The following is a 19706-nucleotide window of genomic DNA, read 5'->3' on the forward strand; positions in this document are numbered from 1 at the left end:
GATTCAGCGCGCCCCGCGCTCGGCCGGGGTCAACCGGCGGGCGGGGAACACCCGTTTCGCTGTCTGCTCGGAGGTCGATTTGCGCGCGCCGATCGCGGACCATGACTGCAGGTCCTCAACGGCATAGACGACACGGCCGCCGATCTTGCGGTAGACTGGCCCCGTGCCATAGGTGCGATGCTTCTCCAAGGTCCGGTTGGAGATTCCGAGAAAGCGCGCAGCCTCGGGTGTGCGCAGCAGTCGGGGCGGCAGACCTGCCATCGGGTCGGGCATCAGGATCAACTCCGGTTTGCAGAGCGCGTGTTGTCGGTGGCGACAGCGCGTCGTGGCGAACCGTGGCTGAGAAACGGCGACTTGCAGCGTGCCGTATTTGTGCATACGGGCTTGCGGCACCCCGGACTGGACCGGGCGAGCAACGTGTCCGACAGACAGAGGATTAACGGCGCCGCAGCTTGATCGGATAGTGCAGCAGGGTCAGATAGCCGCCCCGCATCATGCGCTGGCCGGAGGCAACCAGACGCCGCGCCTTGTTCTTGCGCGGATCGCTCTCCCAGTCGGTCTTGTCGCCGTGAAAGCCGAGCAGGACTTCGGCGATGGTCCGGTAGCTCTCGCCGCACTGCCGCGCATCAAGCGCGCGCAATGTCAGAATGTGCAGATCTCGGAGTTGAGTTGGCATCGCCCGAAACGGGCGCCCAGGGGACCGACCGTTCAACACCCGCCAAAGCCGCTTCGCCGCGTGCGTGCGCAACTCGAGCAACGCATCTAACGGCACCGTCACGGCATAGTTCGCGGCGGCCGCCGAGGGCCCCTCGGTCAGCCAGAATTGATGAATGATTCCGCCTGATTGCCACACGCCATGCCAGCCGTCTGCGGCACGCCGCAGATCAAGACCGGGCAGATGTGTCAGATCGACCGGCGCAGCCGTCGATGCGGGTGCCGGCGCGGACGACGCCGCCGATAACAGCAAGGCCTCAGGCTGCAGGCTCGGAATCCAGAAGACCGACTCGCGATCAGCAGGCTGCCGCGGGTCTCGTGGGAAACCTTAACCCCCAGCGCTCGGAGAAGGCTTCAAGGATTTCTGCGGATTTTGCTTTGCGGCGCTTCACGCGTTCGTAAGCCCGGCGATAGTCGTCGTCGCGTCGAAGATACTCCCAGGCGAGGCCCGAGGCCGAGATGACCTTCGCATGTTGATAAGGTGCCGCCTGCCGCCAATCGATTTTGAGCATTCCGTCCCCCTCTCATCTTACGACCATGCGTAGCACTGCGTTTGCGGAGAGATTTTTGGTTGTGGGACTGATCGTTTGAAGACGGAATTGTCGAATACGTTGATCGTGGTTCGCGATCACTGTTGCCCGTCAAATTTTAGCAGTCCTTTAATGACTGCGCGAGCAACTGCCCGATGCGAGCAGCTCGACGACATGGGACGCGACCGTCGTCAACCCGGAAACTTCGGGTCGACCGAAAGCTCGCGCTTGGGCAAGGGGCTATCACGGTGCTCGTCGCTATGGGCGACGACGCGTTCTCGGCGGCGTTCTTGATACCGGTGTCACCACGCTCGGCAAGCCATTCACGCTCGAGCATATTGCAGCCATATGAAGAGCCTTGCTCGACGACTTCTGAACGACCGTAGCAAGACATGAGCCCAGATTACGTAGGATAGCACCGAGAAATTGCCGAAGGGCCCACGCTTGATACGAAGCAACAGTCTGATTCTGCCTTTCCGACTTGCGCGCAAGGCTATTCAAAGCGGCATTCATGCTTTGCGTTGCTCGGATTGCATGCCGCGCCCCGACTAGAACTTCTGGATTGGGACGACAGTCCACGACGGACCACCAAAGCCGGACGTATTCCCCAGCCCCCAATCCGCATGCGGCCGGTTCCACAGAACCTCCAGACCGCCTGCAGCGGAACCCCAAAAATGATTGTGACGTCCGATTTCATGAATATAATATTGCGGTATAAACGGAGGGCTGCGCATGGATCGCTTCATCCGAGACGAGAACCTAAAGCTCTATCGTCGTGCCCTTTCCGAGACCAAAGACTCGGTTCGACGTGGAGTATTGCTCGCACTAATTGCGGCTTTGGAAGAACAAGCGCGGTCCGGCTCCACCTAGCAGGGCGTTTTGCGGTTTCTCTCGAACAACGTTTCGAGGTTGTTGATGCTCACCTCGCTGAGTTGCGCAAAGATGACGGCCTCGTATGACCTAGGTCCAGCGCCTGCTACAGCACCTCAGCAAGAACCCGAAATCGGAAGATCGTCTTACCCAATTCGTTGCTGACTTCCAGTTTCCATTCGGGCTTGGCGTCCGTGAAAATGGTACGGCTCAGATCGCGGCACATTGAGCACGCTTGATTCCAAGCGGCACGGCTATCCGGAAGATCGACTTCCTGCCCTTGCGCGTCTGCGCTTTCACCTTGGAATATGGAAAACCGATAGAACGACATTGGCGAACCTAACGGCCGATTTCGTGCGCTGAGTTATGCACGTTCTCCGGCTGACGACAGCCGTAACCAAACCGCCGCCATCTCACGCAAGACGACGCGGGACCGACGATCGGCAACCTCTGCGGCCATCCTCAAACAATGCTCCGCATGGCTGAGGTATTCGTCAGGTTTCTCGATGTCTTGAACTTCCGTCATAGCTGATCTCGCCAAATTGCGATTTATCGAACTCAGTCTAGAATTATCGTGGCCAGAATCAATGTACGGCGTCCGACATAACGGAAGAGACCGATCGCCGAATAGAACAATTTCGATCCGTTGGCGTCGTCTCCATAAGGGAGTAAATTATTAGCGAAAATGTCGTGGAGCTGCGAGAGAAGATAGCGAAGTATCGCGCGCTGGCACGTGATATCGCGGATGCCGAAACAGCGCAGCGTATCGCTGCGCTGTTAGAGGAGCTGGAACAGCAAGCTCGAGACGCCGAGAGCTAGAAAGCCGGTAATCTGATGGGGATGCGGAACGGCGGCCGGGACCGAACCGGCATCGGCCGATTCAAGTGGTGCCGGAAGCCGAGATGCCGCTGATGCCGGATATCGGCACGTTTCGGTATCCCTCCCCGTTAGTGCTTCCTCGGTGGCGGCGCCCCGCTCTTTCGAGCGGGGCGTTCTCGGGTAGGAGGCTTAGTCGCCATTGGGCTTGCGGCTGCGGGACCAGATCAGGGTGAAGGTCTCGGCGTCTTCGTCATCGAACAGATTGGCGTAGATCGGAGCGTTGAAGCTCGGGTCGTCGAGCTTGACCGAGAGATAGTCGCGGCCCTCGCTGGAGCGCTTCGACCAGGCGGCACCGATCTCGGCGCGGCCGACATAGACCCGGTGGCTCGGCGCGTTCTCGCTGTTGCGGTCGGTTTCGGGGACGATGCGGACGCCCTTGGTCTGGAGGCTCAGGGTGACGATCTCGCCCTGGAATTCTTGGCCGGACTTCTTGAATGAGCCGATGTTAGCCATGTCACTTCTCCTTGCTGTTTTCGAGCCCGCGACCACCGCGGCCTCGATGGCGATCTGAAAGCCGAAGGCGATCGACGCCGCACCCGCTTGGGCCGTAGCGCAGCGGAGGATGGCGGCGGGGGGACTTTCTTGCCTCGCGAGGAATGGGCGAACCGGGGCCCCGCGCACTTCGTGGGGTGGCAGCCCAGGGGAAGAAAGTCTCACCTAGCCATTGCGGTCCAGGCGATCGAGGCGAAGCCGGCCTTCGGCCAGATCAAGCCAAAGAGAGGCAAGGTGCTCGTGTGCCCTGAACAGCATTTTGGAGGAAGACGTGCCAGCTATCGATCGGGGCAAACAAGAGGCCGCGCGCACCAGGCGAAGTAACAGAAACCCCGGCGTACAAAAGGGAGCCCGTGCCTACCGAGCGACAGAGGACAGCGTAGGTCATCCCCCACGGGTTTGAAGTCGGCGAGGAGACCGAGCGCTCCGCCGAGGCGCTCACCAGCGAACGCGCAACACCAAGGTCAGGCTCAGCGGAGATAGACTGCTCGACTGCCCAACCTGCCGACGACAGGCCCGCGCAGTCACCCGATGGTCGTTGCCGACTCGAGCGACGGCTGAGCCGAACCGGCGTGAACGCCCTCGATCGATTGCGGGGCTGCCAGCATCGCTATCCGCGTCCAGGCCGTGCCGCCGATGGCGACCGCGCCAACCAAAGCAAATGCCTGACGCCAGCCTGCCGAGCCGATGCCGAGCTGAGCAAAGCCGAGGGTCAAATGATAGCCCGCAACCATCGCCGGACAAATGAACAGCAGACCAATTACGAGGCGAACAGTTGCTGAGCGCGCGACGGAAAACGCATGCTGCCCGACCACCAGAGCGAAAGCGCCCAAGACGATGCCGACAATGATGGCGCCGAGCGGCCCTGCCCCGGTTTGCAATGCATAGAGGCCGGCCGTCATCCCGACAAAAAACGGCAATGCATAAACGGCAAGCCGGAACATGACCCAGCAAAGCAGACCGAGCCCCGCGATATTGAGAAGAATGCCGATGATGATCATGGTGGTGGCTCCCGTGACAACTTTTGCAAGGGTCGCGCCTTCCACCACCACCACGGCGCGGTCAGAATTATAGCGCAAGGCGGTCGTGGTGCCAGCGAGAATTCGCGGTGGCGTTTTTCTGGTAGCAGGCAATGTCATCAGTCGCCGCTCGGACCCGGCCGCACGTGCAGCGTTTGCTACCCGTTATGGAGCTAGCGGCGCTTACGCGCCGCGCTCGCCGAATTTCCAGACCGGAATGCCGAGCTTGCGGGCTTTGTCGGCCATGTTCTCCTGGATCCCGGTGCCCGGGAATACCATGACGCCGATCGGCAGCACGTCGAGCATCTGATCGTTGCGCTTGAACGGCGCGGCCTTGGCGTGCCTGGTCCAGTCCGGCTTGAAGGCGATCTGCGGCACTTTGCGGTGGTCGGCCCAACGGGCGGCGATCAATTCGGCGCCCTTGGGAGAACCACCATGCAGCAGCACCATGTCGGGGTGCTTGGTGTGGACCTGATCGAGCTTGTCCCAGATCAGGCGGTGATCGTTGAAGTCGAGCCCGCCGGTGACGGCGATCTTCGGCCCGGCGGGCAACAGCACCTCGATCTCGGCCCGGCGCCGGGCGGCGATAAAGTCGCGGCTGTCGATCACAGCCGAGGTCAGCGCGCGGTGGTTGACCAGCGAGCCGCTGCGCGGGTGCCAATGCGATCCGGTGTGGCGGACGAAGTGGTCGGCGGCCTGGTCGCGGAACAGCTCCATGGCGTTGCGGCGCTCGACCAGGGTCACCCCCTCGGCGGTGAGGCGCTCCAGTTCAACCGAGCGGATTTCAGAGCCATCCTGGTCGCGCTGGCTGCGCTTCTGCGCCTGCTCATTGTCGTCGAGCTCGCGCTCGATCCGTTCATTGGCGCGGTGGAACAGGTTGACGGTCGACCACAGCAGGTCGGCGAGGTCTGGTTCGAGGCGGGTGTCGCTCAAGGTGGCGACAAGCGCATCGAAGATATCGGCGACGGCGTTCGCGATGAGCTGTGCTTCGGGCAGCGGCCTCGGATCTGGCTCGTCCTGGAACGGACGATAGCCGTGCAGCTGCAGCTCGGTCAGGATATGGTCGGTTGGCGATGCGGCATGTGGTGGCTCGAAACTGGTGTCGTCGTGATCGTTGGTCATGATGCTTGCCCTTGGCGGATCGACCGCGCTCATCGCGGCCTTCATGGCGACGAACAGCGGCGGGCGGGCCGGACCTGCACCGCCGAGCGCAGCGACAGCGGCCGAAGCGAAGCGGAGGATGGCGGGAGCCGGCTATTTTGCCTCGCGATGCAAAGGCGGGCCTTCCCGCCGGCGGAAAATAGTCGGCGAAGCCATTGCGGCTCCGGAACGCTTGCCGCATCGATCGCCCTCTCAAGAAGGCCGTGCGCGCGGTGCTCTCCGACCCAATAGGAAGCAGCCCGATCGATCGCGACGGTGCCGGGAAAGCCCCCCACCGTTTCTGTCCAAAACATTAGATCAGCGGTGCATGAACCGCGCGACGTCGTCCGGGGCAATCTGCATCCGCACCGCTTCCCGTAGCGCGTCGATGCCGAACTGCCGCAGATCCTCGTTGAAGTCGCCGCCCCGTGGCGACAGCGCTATCGCCTCGATCCCCGCCGCCTGGGTGCGGTCGATCAAGATTGCCAACGCGCTATCGCCGGCAGGATCGTTGTCGCGGACGATGTAGAGTCGGCGCAGTCTTGCCGGAAACAGGATGGCGCCGAGATGCGCAGCTGAGAGTGCCGCAGCCATCGGCATGGTCGGCACGACCCCGCGCAGGGATAGCATGGTCTCGATTCCCTCGCCGGCCGCCATCACGTCGCAGGCCCCACCGAAGCGGACCGCGTTGCCGAGCAGGTCGCCCATCGCCCGCCGCGGGGTGTCGATCGGCGCTTTCCCCAAGCCGAACGGATCGAGCCAGGTGCGCTGCACACCGGTGATTTGGCCATCAAGATCGGTGACGGCAGCGACCATTGCAGGCCAGGTCTCGGTCGGACTATCCCCATGCGGACGATAGTAGCAGCGGGGATGGAAGCGAAGGCATGCGACTTCAATGAGTTGGGTAATGCCGCGGTGGTGCAGATAAGTTTCGACGAGCGTCCCGACAATCGGCGTTGCCATCGCGAACAGACGTCGTGCCGATTGCGGTGAGCCGGTCGGTGCCGTGGATGAGGCATGGCGGTCCGGGTCTGGATCAGGTCGTGGCAAACTGAGGAAGCGCCGCGCCTCCTCGGCAACATCGCGGAACTCGACCAAGCCGCAACTTTCCCGGATGACGTCGAGCAGATCGCCGTGCTCGCTGGTGGCGGCGTCGGTCCATTTCCCTGCGGGGCGCGAACCGTCCCTGCCCGTCAAGCGCACGAACATCGAGCGGCCCGCGGTGTTCCGGGCGTCGCCGACCTGCCAATAATTGCCGACGCGACAACCGTTGGAGAGATAGTGGCGGCACACCGCCTCGGCCTCGCGCGCGAGACGCTGCGCCAGATCCGCCGCGCTTGACCTCACGCCGCAGCCCGATCGGAGATCCGCAGCACCGGATAGTGCTCCAGCACTTTGGCCAGCACCGCCGTGCCGGTCGCATCCAGCGGCACGAAGAAGCGCAGCTTCCAGGAGATGATCTCGCTGAACAGACCATAGGCGCGAAGACGGTCGCGCATCGCCTCGGTGAAGCCGGTCAATTCGATCCGGTTCACGCCCATTACGCGAGCCCGGCGCAGCTGCAGGGATTCCGCAAGATCGATGATCGTCTTGCCATCGAGCAACGCCGCGAACGCGGCGTCCGGTGTCATGCTCAAAATGCCGGTTTCAGTAGCTGTCGCCGCCCAGGCAGGTGACACCTTGCGGCCGATGATCCGTTGGCCGGTATCGGTCTGCAGCCGGTAGACCCGCGTCGATTCATTCGGCAACCGCTTCCAGATCGGCAGCAGTAAACCGGTCACGATGTGGATTTCGGTTGAGGTGAACTCCGGCACCTCGGCCAGTTCAGCTTCCCAGGCGCGCGCAAAGGTCTCGCGATCGGCGTCTTGCCAATGGGTCTGCGGCATCAACGCCAACGGCAACATCGGATGCTCCATCGGCCGGATCAAACGAACTCTTCGTTCCACCTCGCCGTCGTCCAGCATGATGCTACGCGCCGGAACCTGCACCGCGGCGCGACCGGACTGGGCGTTCACCAGACATCGCGCACGTGGATCGGCGAGACACTGCAGCGCCTCGTCGAGCGTGACCGGCCGGTTGCGCTCCCGCTGGGTGATGGTGAGCAAACGGGTCTCGGCGGAGGTGCCGGGATGGGTGTAGATCGTCTGCCGGCCTGTGACCGTGAAGCTCTCGGCGGTCAGGGTTTCCAGGCCGGCATCAAAGGTGCCGGACGCGATCGCGCCCTCGACGCGCGCGGTCAGCAGTTGCTCGAAGGCGGCGAACAGGACGTTCTGCAGATCGATGGTCAGTGCCAACAGCCGGTTGAGGAAGGTGGTGATCGGCGGCAGATCGTCCTTGATCCCGTTGGTGTCGGTCAGCTTGAGGCCGGTGGCGTCCTCGAAGGTCTGCAGCGAACAATCGGCGATCTTGCCGTTGACGAGCAGCAGATAGAGTTGCCGCAGGGCGTCGCGCGCATAGTGGCTTTCAAGGTTGTCCTCGGCGCGGAACAGACCCTGCCCGCCGGTCTGGCGCTGGCCTTTGGTGATGGCGCCGAGCGTGTCGAGCCGCCGCGCGATGGTTGACAGAAAGCGCTTCTCGGCCTTCACATCGGTCGCGACCGGCCGAAATAATGGCGGCTGTGCCTGATTGGTGCGGTTGGTTCGACCGAGCCCCTGGATCGCGGCATCGGCCTTCCATCCGGCTTCCAACAGATAATGCACCCGCAGCCGCCGGTTCTTGGCCGACAGCTCCGCGTGATAGGAGCGCCCGGTTCCGCCCGCTTCCGAGAACACCAGAATGCGTTTGGCGTCATCCATGAAGGCCTGGGCCTCGGCGAGATTGGCGGAGCCGGCGCGGTTCTCCACTTTGAGGCGATCAACACCATCCGGATCGGTCCTGCGGATGATGCGCCGGGAGCGTCCGGTCACTTCCGCGACCATGTCGGAGCCAAAGCGCTGCACGATCTGGTCGAGCGCGCCGTGTACCGCCGGCAATGAGGCGAGACGTTCGATCAGCCGGTCGCGCCGCGCGACGGCGTCGCGGCATTGCACCGGCTGGCCATCCCGGAACACCGGCCGCGACGACAGATTGCCTTCGCTGTCGGTGAACGGCTCGTAGAGCTGGGTCGGGAACGAATGCGCCAGGTAATCCAACACATATTCCCGCGGCGTGATATCGACCTGGACGTCGCCCCATTCGTCGGTCGGAATCTCGGCAAGCCGACGCTCCATCGGCGCCTCGCCGGTCGAGACGATCTGGATCACGGCGGCATGGCCATCGTTCAGATCTCGCTCGACCGAGGCGATCAGCGACGGCACCTTCATCGCGGTGATCAGGTGGTTGAAGAACCGCTGCTTGGCGGATTCAAACGCCGAACGGGCGGCCGACTTGGCCTGTGCGTTGAGCGTGCCGGAGGTGCCGGTGACGTTGGCGGCGCGCAGCGCTGCATCGAGGTTGTTGTGGATGATCGAGAACGCACCAGCATAGCCGTCATAGATGCGGATCTGTTCCTCGGTGAGCCGGTGTTCGACCAGCTGGTATTCCACGCCCTCATAAGAAAGCGATCGCGCCGTATAGAGCCCGAGCGCCTTGAGATCGCGGGCCAGCACCTCCATCGCCGCGACGCCGCCGGCCTCGATCGCCTCGACAAATTCCGCGCGGGTGGCGAAGGGAAAGTCATCGCCGCCCCACAGCCCGAGGCGCTGCGCATAGACGAGGTTATGCACCGTGGTGGCGCCGGTCGCGGAGACATAGACGATACGCGCATTGGGGAGCGCGTGTTGCAGGCGAAGACCGGCGCGACCCTGCTGCGAGGCAGCCTGGTCGCCGCGTTCGCCCTTGCCGCCTGCAGCATTCTGCATCGCGTGGGACTCGTCGAAGATGATCACGCCGTCGAAACCGGCCCCGGTCTCGGAGCCAGAATTGTCGCCCAACCATTCCACGATCTGCCGGACCCGCGATATCTTGTCGTCGCGGGCGTCGGAGCGCAGCGTGGCATAGGTGGTAAAAAGGATGCCTTGCTCGAGACGGATCGGGGTGCCTTGCCGGAATCGCGACAGCGGTGTCACCAGCAATCGTTCCTGTCCGAGCGCCGACCAGTCGCGCTGGGCATCCTCGATCAGCTTGTCGGACTTGCTGATCCAGATCGCCCTGCGCCGTCCCTTCAGCCAATTGTCGAGCAGGATGCCGGCGACCTGGCGGCCCTTGCCGGCGCCGGTGCCGTCACCGAGCATGAAGCCCATGCGAAAGCGAACCGAGGTCTCGGCGTCGTCACGCGCGGCGGCGACGATGTCGAACGTCGGGTCAACGCTCCAGGATCCCGCGAGATACTGCGAAAGGGCCTCGCCGGCATAGATCACAGTTTCCAACTGGGCATCTGACAAGAGCCCGCGTTCGACGACCTCAGCGGGCAGATGCGGGTGATAGCTCGGCTTCGGCGGCGCCACCGAGGCCATCGCCGCCGACTGTACCAGCTTGGTCGGATGAGTCTTGGCGTCGGGAATCCGGATCGACTGCAAGCTGTAGGCTTCATACAGCGCGTCGGTGATGTCGCCGCCCTGGACGGGCTTCCAGTCGGCGGTCTGATAGTCCAGCTCAATCGCTTCCGGCCGGGGGAGCTGGACCGGGAAGGAGGAAGGCCTGATGACGACCGGCTGCTGTGCGTGACCGAGGCCCGGCACCGATCGGACGATCGAAGGGAGTGCTTGCGGAAGCGCGACCGGCAACCGCGGTGGCAAAGATTCTTTGATCCAGCCGAGCAGCGTGACAACATCGGGAGCCACGCCTAGTGATGTCGGAAACACGCGGGGGTTGTCGGCCGCCTGCTTGTCGATCACGGTCAGGCGGGTGTCCAGGGTGGTGCCATGGCGGGCAAAGACCGCCCCGTCGATCGCCGCGGAGAATACCACCTGCCCGCGCTGCTGCAGGTCGATAAAGGCGTCGCGCCAGGTCGGATTGTCGGACGCACAATTGGCGCCGGTGATCGCGACCAGACGACCGCCATCGCCCAGCCGCGCCAGCGCCGACGAAATATGGCGCAACGCAGCGTCACCCATCCGGCGATCGACATTGGCGAGTGCGGAAAATGGCGGGTTCATCAGCACAACGCTCGGCGTGATCCTCGCATCGAGATGATCGTCGATCTGCGCGCCGTCGAAGCGGGTGACGGAGACGTCGGGGAACAACAGCTCGAGCAAGCCAGCACGGGTCACGGCAAGTTCATTCAGGGTGAGTGTCGCGCCGGACAATTCAGCGAGAATGGCCAGCAACCCGGTCCCGGCCGACGGCTCGAGTACGACGTCGGAGGGGGTGATTGCCGCAGCGGCGGAAGCCGCCAGTCCAAGCCCGATCGGCGTGCTGAATTGCTGCAGCGCCTGGCTTTCTTCGGAGCGTCGCGTATGGGTGGGAAGAATGCCGGAGATCTTCGTCAGCATCGGCAGCATGGCGTCGGGCGACGCGGCACGTGAGCGCATCGCCGGGCCGAATTTGCGCAGGAACAGGACGGTCGCGGCTTCGCAAGCGTCGTAGGCGCTCTTCCAGTCCCAGGCGCCATCGGCATCCGAACCGGCGAAGGCTGTTTCCATCGTGGCGCGGAGGCCAGCCGCATCGATGCGGCGGCCGCGCTCCAGTTGCGCAACGATCAATCGCGCGGCGGCGAAGATGCGCGCGGCGGCATCGCCGCTGGCCAGCGACGCTGATAATCGCGCGGCTGTGGACAGGGCCGTGGAGGAAGAAGACGGGGTCATTGCAAGAGCCTCGGGAGAGCGGGAACGGATCGAGCCGTGGCGCGCTCTCTCAGCCCCGCCGGCTCAAACCCGTCCCGGCCGAACTCTCCCTCTCACGATTGCTGGGAATGGCGTTGTGATCGCAACAGAATTGGCGGAGCGGCTGGAGCCGCCCCGCCCTCGCCGATCATTCCGCAGCATCGACGCAAGGCTGATCGTCGTCGGCTTCTGCCTCTTCCTCGTCGTCCTCGGCGAGGAATTCAGGTAGAGCCTCGGCTTCGCCGGTCACGGCAACCGCTTCAGCGTCGGTCAGCCGCAGCGGCTCGGGCAACCAGCCCGTGCCTTCCAGCAGGCGCTCGGCCTCCCGCGCCATGTCGGCCTTCTTGAGGTGCTCAATCAGCTGCGCCGACGATTCTCCCTTGGCCTCGCGTACCGCTTCAAGGATGCGCGGTTTGGTGACCCGGCCAAGATAATTGTCAACGCCCGTGGTCCAGCCTGCCGCCACCATGTCGAGACCGACATGGCGTGCGAGCACGTCGGCAGCGTCGAGCCTGCGACGAATGCCATGCGCGGAGACGCGACCTTCATTGAAGCGACTGGCCGGCTCGTAGAGCGCGTTGACGCCGAACGAGGCGCAATGCGCAAACAGCGATGACTGCTCGTTCGCGTCGAATGCGATCAGCGTCGGCCAGAGATCGCCCTCGTCTCGCGGCAACCGCGCCTTCCAAGCGTCATGGCGCGCCTCGATGGCTTTGGCCGACACGCTGTCGTTGAGGCCGGGCGCCTGTGCCGGCAGCGTCGGTGTGCGGATCGCAATCTCCAGGCAACCACTCGATGATGCAAAGCGATAGAACGTCGCCAGCACAAAATTGTGCAACGCTGCGGTGAAGGCAACCGCCGGATCGTTCGCCAGTGCATTGCGAAGCGCCAGAGTCCGATGCGCCGTCAGTTCGGTGATCAGGCGGTCCGGCAACGGCTTGATGACGTCGTCCTCGTCTTCGTCTGACTCCCCGTTAGCGCCGCCGACGGTGATGATGGCGCGCTGGACCACGGGTTGATCCACCTCGCCATCGACGGTTTGGCCTTCCGCAGCGGATTCCACCTCCGGATCGACGGTCACCGGCGCTTCGTCTTCCGGTCGCACATAACCGCGATCGACCGACAACACGCCTTCGGAATCGATGCTGACGAACACGCCGGCACGCGTGATGTCGGCCGGATCGTAGATCACCGGCCGGGTTTCGAAGGCCGACAGCGCGGTCTCGATCTCGCCAAGCCGCTGATCGACCTCGTCGGGCAATTCGTCGGCTTCGGCGTAGTCGGCCTCGAGCTTGGCCCGTTCGGCGTTCAGCGCCTCGATCGTGGTCCGCTCATCCTCGCTCAATTCGACGGGCGTGCCGCCCAATTCGCGAAGATTGTCGGTGTGGCCATAGGGAAAGTCGACGGCCACCGAAATCCACTTCCAGCCTTCCGCCGCGATACTCTCGGCCTCAGCCGTCAGCTTCTCCATGACCAGTCGATCGAGCAGCGCCACATCCTGCAGCCAGCCGCCGTCGTCATGTTCGAACAAATCGCGAAGGATAACGCCGCCGGCTTGCTCATAGGCATCCAGCCCGATGAACTGGGCGCGGCGGTCGGAGGCACGCACGCTATTCTCGGTCAGCATGCGCCGGATCTGATAGGGCTGATCAAACCGGGAGCGGCTGACATTGTCCCAGACCTGCTCCTGGCGGGCATGGTCGGCCGTGACCGAGAACGCCATCAGCTGATTGAGCGTCATGCCGTCGTCGGCATAGACCTCGTGCAGCTTCGGTGACACCGACGCGAGGCGCAGACGCTGCTTGACGATCGCCGGCGTCACAAAATGCCGAGCCGCGATATCGTCTTCGCTCATGCCGCCGTCGTGCAGCGCCTTGAACGCGCGGAACTGGTCGAGCGGATGCAGCCCGACCCGCTCGTCGTTCTCGGCAAGCGAGTCGTCCTCGGCGATGCCATCGTCCCGAACCACGCACGGCACCGGTTGCGTCTTCGCCATCCGCTTCTGCTTCACCAACAGTTCGAGGGCGCGATAACGCCGCCCGCCGGCCGGCACCTCGAACATGCCAGTTTCCCGGCCGTCTTCGTCGAGCACCGCCCGAACGCTCAGGCTCTGCAGCAGGGTGCGAAGCGCAATGCTCTCCGCCAATTGCTCGATCGACACGCCGGCCTTGACCCGGCGGACGTTGGACTGGCTCAAGACCAGTCTGTTGAAGGGAATGTCACGCGACGGGCTGAGCTTGATCTTCTGAGCTGACGCCATGTTGGTCTCTCCGCGACGGGCGGCCGAGAGACTTTCTCTCGACCTGCAAACCCGTCACGGAAATCCCGGCTTCCCTCTCACTCTCCGAGGCGCCCCTGCAGGGAGTGAAGGCCGCTGGCGCCGGCGACGGCGTCACGCCGCTTGCTCACGCTCCTCGGGGCCGCCCTCGATCGCCTGCGGTGCAAAGCCCAGCAGGAAATCCGCGGCCTTCGACGCCGCACTCGCCGCGCGCACCACGGCGCGGTTGTCCTCGCGTAGCACGTCCAGCCAGGAGCCGATATAATCGGCGTGGCGCACGGTCGGCACGATGCCGAGTGAGGCGCAGACGAAGGCGCCAGCGATTTCGGCGACCAGTTCCTCGCGGGCGTAGGATTTGGAGCCATGCGTGCCGGAATGATCGCGGTTGAGACGTGAGGCGTGGCCGGTCCAATGCCCGAGCTCGTGAAACGCCGTGCGGTGCCAATTGATCGGCTCGAAATACGCGGCCGGTGGCGGCACCTGCACGTAATCGCCCCCCGTGTTGTAGTAAGCGCGATTGCCACCGATGCGGAAGTCGGCGCCGATTGCGGCGATCAACGCCTCGGCTTGCGGTTCGATCTGTCCGGGTGGCGGCGGAATAACGGCGGACACGACCTCTTCGGGCAGCCCCTCGCACTGATCAGTGTTGAAAACCGTAAATCGCTTCAGAAATGGGATTGCACCCGCCTCCTCGCCGGTCTCAGCTGCGCGGCGGCGCTCGTCCTCGGGAGTAAACCGATCGGCAAAAACAACTGTCGTGCCGTGTTCGCCCTTCCGGACGTGACCGCCAAGGCTGATCGCCTGCCGGAAGGTGAGCCAGCTCTGGCCTGCAAATCCTGCATCGATCACCGCACCCCAGAGAATCAAGACGTTAATTCCGGAGTACCGGCGCCGGGTCGCCGCGTTGCGCGGCATCGCGATCACCGCGTTTGCCGCCGCCGTCCCCCAGGGCTGAACCCAGGGCACGCGGCCAGCCTCCAGCTCGGCGATGATCTTGTCGGTGATTTCGGTATAGAGGTTGACGCGGCCTGTGCCGGTGCGGTCTCTTATTATGGCGGTTCTGGACATCGCGGTTCTCCGCGACGGGCGACGGAAGCCTCTCTCCCGACCCTTAACCCGTCACGGCCAACCCGGCCCGCACTCTTACTCTCTGCCATAACGTCCGAATCCGAGCCGATCGGCTTCCACATTCTCGCCTTCTGCTCAGAGCACTATTAATGCGATGCACACTGCGTTTATCCTGACGGACGGAACAGTCCGGGCCCCATAAATGGCAACGGCAGGCACAATCCCGCTCAGGCCAGCATGCGTTCCAGGGCGAGTTTTCTCTTCTCCCAATCCGGCATCATCTGGCTGAGTAGATCGAAGAAGGCGCGGCCGTGGTTTGGGTACCGGGCGTGAGCCAGTTCGTGAACGATGACGTAGTCGATGCACGGGAGCGGGCCACGCACTAGGTCGCGGTTGAGCGTGATCTGACCTCTGCCGCTGTAGCTGCCCCAGCGCCGCTTCATCGGCCGTATCGCAAGGGTTGGTGTCCGCGCCAAGTTTCGTGAAAATCGGTCTACGAGTGCCTGAAAGCGGTCTTCGAGCTTGCTGTCGGCGCGCTCGCGGTACCAGTCCGCCAACAAGGCGCGAACGCGCTCGGGAGACGGGACGCCAGCGACGGTGATCCAGAAATAGGCGCCTTTCAGTCGGACGCGATCTTCATCTCCGTTCACAATTTTCAAACGGTACTGCCGGCCGAGATAGAGGTGGGTTTCACCACCGACGTATCGCCGCTCGGGCGTTCGCGGAAGAAACTGCTCGAAGTAGCGGCACTGCTGCAAAATCCACCCGGCTCGTCGGTGCAGACGGTGTTCAATTGCTTCCCGGTTGGTAGCAATCGGAGCCACGACTTCAACTGCGCCATTCGGGTGGACGGAGATCGCCAGCGTCTTCCGTGCGGAGTGGCGCGCCTGATAGGCGATACTCTGGCCCGCATAGACAATCGATCCACGCATCCTTAGGCCATCCGTGCGCGTGCGACTTTGAGCACGCTGTCGACGATTGCGTCGATTTGGTCTGGCGCCAATTCGATGCCATTCTGATCGCGGATGACGTCGAAGAAGTAGTCGTCCATGCGGTTTCGCATAGCGTTCTGAACGTCCACGTTTTCGTTCCAGTTGACCACTTTCAGCGTCTTGACGATCGACACCAACTGCAGTGCGGCGGCCGCAAGCACGGGCCGGATGTTGCCTCCTTGTGGTCCGGCGATCCCGCCCATCGCGTTGTCGAGCGAATTGAACACGGCGACGGCGTGCTCGTCTGCCCTCACTTCCGCGGGCACGTCATCGTGCTTAGGCCGCCGCACCTGCTCGGCGGCTTCTCTGATCCTTGCTAGGAATTCGTTGTCGCTCAGGCGTTTCGCCCGATGTTCGGCGATCGCCTCTGCGATGAGGTCGGAAATCTTCTTGAAGAAGACGGGGTCTTCCTCCATCCGTTCGGTGATCGTGCGCTTGGTTTGACTAGCGATCAGGTCCGCCTTCGAAGCCGGCGTCGTTTGCTCGGCGACGGCCTGATCGAACGCGGCAGTGTCGAAGATATTCACCGGCTGTGTGACCACCTCCACGGCATCGGCGCTGATATGGGTGTCGAGCAGCTTGCGAATGCGGGCCTCGTATTGCTCGAAGTCGATCGCCTCCCGGTAGCGATTGCGGACCGCCGTGCGGAGCTTCTGATAGCGACGCAGATCATCCTTGTAGAGCCGGGACTGAGGTTCATTCTTTGGATCGTTCGCCCAATTGGACGTGGCAAGTGCCGTGGCCAACAGTCGAGCGAACTCGGCCAGCAACGCGTAAAATTCCTTGCGCAGAGCCTCGTCGGCCAGGAAGACCTCGTAGGCCTCCTCGTCGCGCACCTTCGCGACGCCCTTGAAGTGGTTGATCAGATTGGCATGCGCCTGCGGTAGCTTGGCGATCTGCGCCTGCACGTCGATGATCGCATGGCCGACATCGAGGTCGTCGGGCTCGAACTCGGCGAGCGCCGAGTAGCTGCGCATCGCCGTGTCCAGCTCACCGAGCACGCCGGCATAGTCGACGATGTAGCCATACTCCTTGTCTTCCTCGACCCGGTTCACCCGGGCAATGGCCTGGAGCAGATTGTGCCCTGTCAGCGGCTTGTCGATGTAGAGCACCGTGTCCACGGGCGCATCGAAGCCTGTCAGGAGCTTCGAGATGACGATCAGAAGCTCGGGCTCCTCCCGCTTCTTGAAGCCCTCGGTGATCTGCCGGTTGTACTGCTCCTCACCACCATACTTCGACATCATCGCCTTCCAAAATCGGACGACCGGCTCAGTGACTTCCTCCGCGGGATCGTCGCCTGTGGAGCGGTCGTTAGGCGCCGACATGATGACCTCGGCCGAGATCGTCCCCATTTCCTTGAAGATCTCGTAATACTTGACCGCGGCGGCACGCGACCGGACGGCAAACTGCGCCTTCCAGCGCGTGCCTTTCCAGAACTGCGTGAAGTGCTCGGCGATGTCGTAGGCGATGGCGGAGATGGTCTGGTCGCCCTGAGCGATCTCGCTGTAGCGGGCCAGCTTGCGCTTCAGGTCGACACGTTGCTGGTCGGACAATCCGCGCGTGACCCGGTCGAACCAGGTGTCAATTCCGGCGCGGTTGACTTCCTGCGCGACCTGCCTGCCCTCGTAGATCAATGGCAGAACGGCCTTGTCCTCGACCGCCTGGTCGATGGTGTAGGCGTCGATGATACCGCCGAAGCGCGTAGCCGTGCTCTTCTCCGCCTTCATCAATGGCGTGCCGGTGAAGCCGATGTAGCAGGCGCGCGGAAAGACACGCTTCATCCGCGTGTGCATCTCCCCATACTGGCCGCGATGGCTTTCATCGACGAGTAGGAAGACTTCGGTCGACTCGTCCTTGAAGTCGCCCTTGGCGATAGCGGCCTCGAATTTGTTGATGACGGTCGATATGATCGCGGCCTTGTCGCGCACGATGAGGTCAAGAAGGTGTGATCCGGTTTTCGCCTGGATCACGTCGGCGCCGCAGGCATCGAACGTATCGCGCAACTGGGTGTCGAGATCGATTCGGTCCGTGACGAGAACGACGCGGCGGTTCGCAATCGCGCGGTCAAGCCCGAGCGCCTTGGCGAGCATGACCATTGTGAGCGACTTGCCCGACCCCTGGGTGTGCCAGACGACGCCGCCGCGCCGGGCGCCGTGCTGGTCGCGCTCGCCCTTCACGCGATCGATGATCTTCCGGACGGCGAAGAACTGCTGGTAACGCGCGATCTTCTTGATGCCCAGATCGAACAAGGTAAACCGGCGAGCAAGGTCCAGGAGCCGATCCGGACGGCAAAGGGCATGGATGAGCCGATCCTGCTCGGTGACAGTGCGCCCTGCATCTCGACGAGCCTCGAAGGGCGCCTGCTCCTCGGCAAAACCATCGCAGAAGGTGCGGCGGGTCTGAGCCGCATCAAGCGGAGCGTTCGCGAGCCGCGCCACGGCCGCGTCGTCGAACTCCTTCTCCTTCCAGACGGACCAGAACTTCGCTGCCGTACCGACGGTCGCATACTTGGCTTGCGACGGCTTCGCGGCGACAACGAGCTGTACGCTGCGGAACAGGTGGGGAATTTCGTCGGCGCGCTGGTAGGTAACAATCTGGCCGATGCCTTCGGCGAGGTCGACATCCGGCGCCTTGCATTCGATGACGGCAAGCGGAATGCCGTTGACGAACAGCACGATGTCGGGACGACGCATCTCGTGGTTGACGGCCTTTTCGACATCGAGTTCGGTGACGGCATGGAACGCGTTGTTCGCAGGCGTGTCCCAGTCAATGTAGCGGAGAGATCTGCCACGAGTGACACCTTCGATGGTTTGATCCAGCGACGTGCCGAGTTGCAGAAGGTCGGTCGTCTTCTCATTCAGCGTCATCAGTCCGGTCGGCTCGGGCTTGCGCAGCTGCTCGATCGCCGTGCGAACATTGGCTTCGGAAAAGGGGTGGAAGCGCCCGTCCTGCTCGATCCGGTTGAGTTTGGCGAGCTGGGCGAAAAGAATGTCCTCGAGCAGGACGTTGCCGGGCCGCCCTCTCCGCTCACGGTCCAGCTCCGCTTTGGTCAGCAGGGTCCAGCTGGGGTTCATCGTTTGAAGCAGGTGGAGCGCAGACAGCTGCGAGTTATGGACCTCGCCGTCGCGAAAACGGCTCACTCGGCAGCCTCCTGCGGCTCAGAAATCTTCACCTCCCACTCGCCAGTAAGCAGCTTCTGCATTAGCCCGCGCTTCTGCCGAGCTAGGGCGCGGCGTTGACGTTCGAGGATTTCGATCTCTCGACGACCTGTGTCCAGAACCTCGACGAGGCGCGCCTGCTCATCGACGGGAGGCAACTCAAAAATGAAATCCGCTAGATCGTCGTAGTAGATGCGAACTCGGACTCCACCGCTACCGGCCGATTTGACGAAGCGGGTCCACATAGACGTTCGCCTGATGTGGTCGAAGTAGGCCGGCATCAGCGATTCAGGACAAGGTTCAAATGCGACATAGTCGGGACTGACGAGAACGTCACGGCCATTATTGTTCTGCGCGATGGAACCGATGTTGAGACGCATCGGATTGTAGGCAAACGCCCCTGTGCGAACGATTTTGTAACGCGAGAGATCGGTTGCACGGACGTGATCCTTCATCGGGATCATTCCTTGCAGTTTATGGACGCCCATGACTGCATTTGCGCCGAACTGGCCCCCTCCATTGCGAGCCGTCACTTCGAGCGTGACCTCTGTCAGAGCGACCGACTGCCAATTGGCGCGCTTCCGACCGAACCGAAGCCGACCGCTCAAGAGTGCGTGCGACAGGTGATCGAACTTAGCGGTCTTCGCGGTGATCAGCCGCTCAGTTATTTCCAAGACTTCATTCCAGGCGCCTATGATTTGAGCAATTCGACGCTGCTCGAGGAGAGGTGGCACACTCGTCGTGATGCTCAAAAGCTCGTCTTGCGGCACGTTTTTCATCGACGCGCTGGTGCCTGTCGCAGCTTCTCGGAGGAAAGATCTGATA

Annotated in this window: 14 protein-coding genes; all 14 read right to left on the reverse strand. The window is 62.9% G+C overall.

From position 1 onward, the window contains the following. Positions 1-3: 3 nt before the first annotated feature. Complete coding sequence (locus RBJ75_RS14025; RefSeq protein ID WP_044404249.1) at positions 4-273, reverse strand: helix-turn-helix transcriptional regulator; 270 nt, start codon at positions 271-273, stop codon at positions 4-6. Between the two features lie 163 nt (positions 274-436). Continuing rightward, complete coding sequence (locus RBJ75_RS14030; protein ID WP_234707284.1) at positions 437-883, reverse strand: DUF2285 domain-containing protein; 447 nt, start codon at positions 881-883, stop codon at positions 437-439. 127 nt (positions 884-1010) lie between these two features. Further along, on the reverse strand, positions 1011-1226 hold the full coding sequence (locus RBJ75_RS14035) for a transcriptional regulator domain-containing protein (protein WP_080900797.1): 216 nt from the start codon (positions 1224-1226) through the stop codon (positions 1011-1013). Positions 1227-2220: 994 nt separating this feature from the next. After that, positions 2221-2445 carry a DUF6894 family protein gene (locus tag RBJ75_RS14040; protein WP_044418502.1) on the reverse strand — a complete coding sequence of 75 codons (225 nt, stop codon included), beginning with the start codon at positions 2443-2445 and terminating at the stop codon, positions 2221-2223. Positions 2446-3122: 677 nt separating this feature from the next. Then, positions 3123-3446, reverse strand: a complete 324-nt coding sequence (locus RBJ75_RS14045) for a DUF736 domain-containing protein (RefSeq protein ID WP_044418500.1) — start codon at positions 3444-3446, stop codon at positions 3123-3125. Positions 3447-4009: 563 nt separating this feature from the next. Next, the gene (locus tag RBJ75_RS14050; RefSeq protein ID WP_276156471.1) at positions 4010-4624 is read right to left on the reverse strand and encodes a hypothetical protein; all 615 of its coding nucleotides are present in this window, start codon (positions 4622-4624) and stop codon (positions 4010-4012) included. A gap of 63 nt (positions 4625-4687) precedes the next feature. Then, positions 4688-5626, reverse strand: coding sequence for a DUF2493 domain-containing protein (locus tag RBJ75_RS14055; RefSeq protein WP_276156472.1), 939 nt, complete (start codon positions 5624-5626; stop codon positions 4688-4690). A 336-nt stretch (positions 5627-5962) separates the two neighbouring features. Then, positions 5963-6991 carry a toprim domain-containing protein gene (locus tag RBJ75_RS14060; RefSeq protein WP_044405342.1) on the reverse strand — a complete coding sequence of 343 codons (1029 nt, stop codon included), beginning with the start codon at positions 6989-6991 and terminating at the stop codon, positions 5963-5965. Continuing rightward, on the reverse strand, positions 6988-11367 hold the full coding sequence (locus RBJ75_RS14065) for a strawberry notch family protein (protein WP_044405340.1): 4380 nt from the start codon (positions 11365-11367) through the stop codon (positions 6988-6990). The genes RBJ75_RS14060 and RBJ75_RS14065 overlap by 4 nt, the downstream gene beginning before the upstream one ends. Positions 11368-11533: 166 nt before the next feature. After that, positions 11534-13645, reverse strand: a complete 2112-nt coding sequence (locus tag RBJ75_RS14070; protein ID WP_044405338.1) for a ParB/RepB/Spo0J family partition protein — start codon at positions 13643-13645, stop codon at positions 11534-11536. 132 nt (positions 13646-13777) lie between these two features. After that, positions 13778-14731: an ArdC family protein gene (locus RBJ75_RS14075; protein ID WP_044405336.1), complete on the reverse strand. Its 954-nt coding sequence runs from the start codon at positions 14729-14731 to the stop codon at positions 13778-13780. A 227-nt stretch (positions 14732-14958) separates the two neighbouring features. After that, positions 14959-15663 carry a M48 family metallopeptidase gene (locus RBJ75_RS14080; protein WP_044405334.1) on the reverse strand — a complete coding sequence of 235 codons (705 nt, stop codon included), beginning with the start codon at positions 15661-15663 and terminating at the stop codon, positions 14959-14961. A 2-nt stretch (positions 15664-15665) separates the two neighbouring features. After that, complete coding sequence (locus tag RBJ75_RS14085; RefSeq protein ID WP_044405332.1) at positions 15666-18863, reverse strand: type I restriction endonuclease subunit R; 3198 nt, start codon at positions 18861-18863, stop codon at positions 15666-15668. Then, the gene (locus RBJ75_RS14090) at positions 18860-19660 is read right to left on the reverse strand and encodes a restriction endonuclease subunit S (protein ID WP_052628795.1); all 801 of its coding nucleotides are present in this window, start codon (positions 19658-19660) and stop codon (positions 18860-18862) included. The genes RBJ75_RS14085 and RBJ75_RS14090 overlap by 4 nt, the downstream gene beginning before the upstream one ends. Positions 19661-19706 lie beyond the last annotated feature (46 nt).

The organism is Rhodopseudomonas sp. BAL398 (assembly GCF_033001325.1).
Lineage (GTDB): Bacteria > Pseudomonadota > Alphaproteobacteria > Rhizobiales > Xanthobacteraceae > JARJEH01.